We start from the raw sequence: 4,478 nt of genomic DNA on the forward strand, positions 1-4,478 counted from the left end.
TAGGGAGTTGCAGCAGCAGTTAGCCCTAATCGATATCCACCGCACCACGCGCAGTATCAAACGTTATCTCGATGACATCATTGTGGAGGTGTTTAACGTAGAGTGCGATTCGATGAGCATGCCCCATGTTTACCGAAAAACATCCGAGCAATTACTGAAGCTAAATAAGCAAGAAATGCTCTATTGGCAACTGACCAACAAGTACTTACAGCCGCTTATTCCTGATGCACTGAATTATGGACAGGGTCGGTCCTCGGAGAGAGAGAAACCCTTACGGGATAAGGCTTCAGCCATTTCAAAAGAACGACTTTGGCTAAGCAAAGTACACCTCAACCTACCTAATACGAGAAGCTGGAGTAACAAGCAGCAACAAGTCTTAGGGTCAGTCCATGAAGCATTACTTAACAACCGAATGCTAAAGGTCTCTAGCCAAACTTTGCAGCAAGAGCAAACACTCATTGAACCACTGGGACTCTCGGTTCAATGTGACGCGCTCTTGCTGCTCTTTCGGTTATCCGACCAACATCCAATACACACCGTTGCCTTACCACTCATCGATGAGGCCAGTGTATCGACATTTTCATTTACCTACCCCTCTGACTTCAATGTTGAGCAGTTCATGCTGGCTCACGAAGGAACAGGCTACCCAGAATTTCACTCACCAATGAGGAGAGTAAACCCATGACCAAACTAAAACATCGACTAAACCAATCGGTTCGATACGCAGTCACGATGGCCCTGTTTATTGGAGCAACAGGATGCACTGAGCAGGAAGAATCTCCTGAAGCCGTTGCGGATATAGAAGTATCGATCTCCACCAACTCTCATTGGGGAAGCTTAGTCTTTGACCTACAAGCCATCACCAACAACACCGTCGATAACGTAAAAGAAATTGAAGTCACTTCAACGGCTGGCACCTTTGTTTACACCTTCTAAACCGAAAGCAAAACAACTCATCTATCAACACCAATAAGGATCGAATATGAAAAAATCATACGTACTCATCGCGATTGCATTGAGCTCATCTCTAAGCGTTTCATCAATGGCAAACGCTGCGCTCGGTGGAACACCCAACATATCTAAGGCGCATCTGGAGAAGCACTGGAATGGAAAACAAGGTCCTCAATCTACTCTTGTCGCTGGAGCTCTTCTACATTGGACTGCCGATGCGTGTGGAAAGCTTAACGGTCAGATCTCCGATAAGAATAAGTGTTCACCTGAAGCTGAACAAACGGCTAACTAATCTCCCCAACTTTCTTTTTTAAATTATAGTGAGAATGACACCATGAAAAACATCACAACAAACACACTTGTTCTACTTGCTACCTTAGCGTCACCTTTTGTTTTAGCTCAAGGTGGTGGATCGCTTGGAGGTAATCCATCGGTAGAAACGGGAGCGGTTAACGTCAGTGTAGGCAAATGCACTCAATACAAGCTGGATGTGAAAGCAGCCCTAAACGCAGGTAAACAGGTATCGTCGATTACGGTTCCTAAAGGCTGTGAAGCCATCACAGAAAAATAATACCACCACCAGTCAAGGATAAAAATGACAATGGGGAGCAATTGCTCCCCATTCTTTTTTTGTCTCAATGCACCAGTTTGAAGGTATATGTTATCTGTAAAAAAGTACTTATACCGACCCAGAATGATAGCGACATTAATCCTTTATACGAAAATAAAAAGGTAAAGCACTGTCATGAAAAACAACCAATTTGAAAACATAAAAGCGTCAGAAGAACACTTTTTCTCTCTTCTTCGATGTCTTACAAGAGGGTAAACTAGGCAAAAGTATGAGAATAAACCACCAGCCCCCATACTATTCATAGCAATGTAGTTTTTACTCTTAAAACTTTCGGGCTCTTTCGCTAAGTTGTCTACTAATTGATTGATATGTTTTTTATCTCCTAAGGAATAGACGACAAGGTGATAAAAATAGACTCCCCCCCACACGAAAAATAACAACCCTAATAGTGGTTTTATGCCTAACATTTGTCTCCCCCTAGAAACTCGCTCCAACACTGAAATCATTGAAAATCTGCTTATTTATGTACTCTTCGATATCATCAGGTATATCTTTCTCAATATTGCTTTCAATTTCTTTCAAAAATAGTTCTAACTCGAAAAATTCATAAGCCTTTTCCGCTATATCCTTACCAGAGCCAGCACCATAGATTCCTGCTCCCAAAGCTCCGACTCCAACCACAAGCATAACAACGGGCGCGGAAGTTATCCCAACAAAAGCAACAAAAGCCCCAGCGGCCGCAGCACCAGCAGTACCTCCAGCCCAGCCTCCAATTACTCCGCCAGTCTCTTTAACAGTGCTACGTGCACAAGTTTCAAGACTCCCACAATTCTCAGACACGTTATACACACCGCTAGCTACACTGAGTCCTATAGCAACTTTTCCAGCTTTCTCCGCATAAGTTATCCACTTAGCAGTGTTTGCGACACGGGCTCCCAACTCAGGAACCGAACCTGCCTTTAATATTTCATCAGCATTGTGAATGAGTGACCTAGTAGAATCTATGCCCAAACTTGTCTTTAAGCCTTGGTCGACCGGTATCTTTAGAGTACGTTGCGTAAGTTTATCCAACTGCTTATCGAGGATTTTCTTCAAACCTTGCCTCTGTCGAACAAAGTTTGATCGGTCGATTTTTTTAGCTAGGAGATCGAGGTATAGACGATCCATCTTTTTAAGTGATGAAGATACATTTTCCAGATTTTTCTGCATTGCTGGCGCTATTGTTCCAACTGTTGCTCCCATGTATGCGAATGAGTCCGACGGCTTACCCGTATTCCAATACTCCACCAGCTTATTTTCTATTACTTCAAAGTAAGCTTGATGCAACTCGATTTGGTCGGAGCTCAACTTGCCCAATTCTTCACTCGCTAGCACTGAATTATCTTTTAATGACTTTAGCTTGGCCTTGTCCTCTTCTGAAGACGGCTCCTTAGTTAGGAAGATAACCATTTCTCCAGGAATTAGAGGATCATTCAGATGTTGGTTATGTTCTTGGATCAGAGATTTCGTTTTCGAAGAAACACCACTTAGCGCTTGTTCCCAATAATCACTAAGGGCCTGAGACTCTTCGACCCTCGCAAAGCCAAGTTGGAACTCTATCTGCTCTTCAACCTCTTTTAAGTTAGCAATGGTGAGATCATCGTGAACAACACCTTCAGAATTCACCGACTTAAATATGGAGCCTTTGATGTAAGAACTTGAATAGTCATAAATTGAGTTTGAGGAATTGTTGTATTCCTTCACTTCAACACTTGGTTTCCCAAACTTTAAATCGGTCTGTTGTTCAATCTTGGTCTTGTTACTTACTACTAATTGGTCACCAACCTTCAATTTCATCGGATCAGCATCATACTGCGGGTTCAAATCAAGCAACTGTTTCGCCGACAAACCATATTGCCCAGCAATGGCTCCCCATGATTCCCGTTGGTTGGTTTTGGAGTCAGATCCAACAGTATGCGTGTCTTGTTTGCTCTCTGCTTTATCCGTTTCCACTGGTTGAGTGGTTTGCCTTTCCACGATAGGCTGTTTGGGTGCCGCAAGCAGTTCGTTGATATCAAGTTTGATACCATGTTGAGCCAACCAATCATCATTAAGGCTATCAAGCTCTTCTCGGGCAATTTGTTTTTCTAAGTAAATCAGATGTTGATTTTCAATCTCTTTACCTTCGAGCTTCCAGTAAACCAGAATGGCACTTTGATAGATGTTGTAGCCTTGCTCATCATTGATCTGCTCGTGGGTAGAGCATGTAGCATAAAACGCCCACTTACCCTCACCAAGCAGCTTATATTCTTGAACCAAACGGTCATTATGAAAGTGGTAATAATAACCTTCCGTTGGCAGTCCTAAACGCTCTCCTAGCTGCACTGATGGGATGACTGGGATAAAGGCTTCTCGCACTACACCAGAGCCTATAGGCTTGACCTGTACACTATCTGGAACGCCAATACCCATAGAGCTAGAACCCACTTTCGCTACCAGCCTTTTAGGCTCATCAAATGCGGTATAGGCGGTGTATTTCGTACCGTGTTTGGTTGCTTCAGTCTGCCAACGGCCAATTAGGGCTTCTTGTTTGGTTTTCGTCAGTTCAAACGAGCAGCTTACACTTTTTTTCAACGTCTCATCCGAGCAAGCCACTTCAAAGCAATATTCGTATTGCAGTTTTGGTGGTGCATCTGAGGTATCTGGTTTTACGGGCTCAGGAACGTAAGTCTCTTCAATGTTAGAGGCATAACCAGCGGTGCTTTGAGTTGGCGCAGCGCTGCCCGTCGCACCGCCAGACATTCTTGCTCTGGACAGGTAGGCATTTTTCGCTTCAGGCGATAACGCCTCTTGTCCTTCAACAGACAAACTCCACGATTTTCTCATTCCATCTCTGAGCATCACAGGCTTTATGGGTGAATCAGTCAATAGTGCCAGCTCACCACTTTTTAGCTTATCCATAAAGCTGGAATAGCTC

At 43.6% G+C, this 4,478-nt stretch carries 5 protein-coding genes; 4 read left to right on the forward strand and 1 reads right to left on the reverse strand.

The window, feature by feature from the left end; translation table 11 throughout:
* The 4 genes from BCT49_RS05445 to BCT49_RS05460 all read left to right on the forward strand — a co-directional run.
* Positions 1–685, forward strand: a 685-nt coding sequence (locus BCT49_RS05445; RefSeq protein ID WP_102434451.1) for a transcriptional regulator, incomplete at its 5' end; no start/stop codon positions are given.
* On the forward strand, positions 682–936 hold the full coding sequence (locus BCT49_RS05450) for a hypothetical protein (protein ID WP_102434452.1): 255 nt from the start codon (positions 682–684) through the stop codon (positions 934–936). The genes BCT49_RS05445 and BCT49_RS05450, both read left to right, overlap by 4 nt.
* Positions 937–982: 46 nt before the next feature.
* Positions 983–1,243 (forward strand): hypothetical protein, encoded by a 261-nt coding sequence (locus BCT49_RS05455; RefSeq protein WP_102434453.1) that lies wholly within the window; start codon positions 983–985, stop codon positions 1,241–1,243.
* 42 nt (positions 1,244–1,285) lie between these two features.
* A complete protein-coding gene (locus tag BCT49_RS05460; RefSeq protein ID WP_102294678.1) occupies positions 1,286–1,522 on the forward strand; it encodes a hypothetical protein in 237 nt (78 codons plus the stop codon).
* Between the two features lie 477 nt (positions 1,523–1,999).
* Here the strand turns inward: BCT49_RS05460 and BCT49_RS05470 are convergent.
* Positions 2,000–4,478, reverse strand: a 2,479-nt coding sequence (locus tag BCT49_RS05470) for a LysM peptidoglycan-binding domain-containing protein (RefSeq protein ID WP_102434454.1), incomplete at its 5' end; no start/stop codon positions are given.

This window comes from Vibrio lentus (assembly GCF_002875945.1).
GTDB lineage: Bacteria > Pseudomonadota > Gammaproteobacteria > Enterobacterales > Vibrionaceae > Vibrio > Vibrio apostichopi.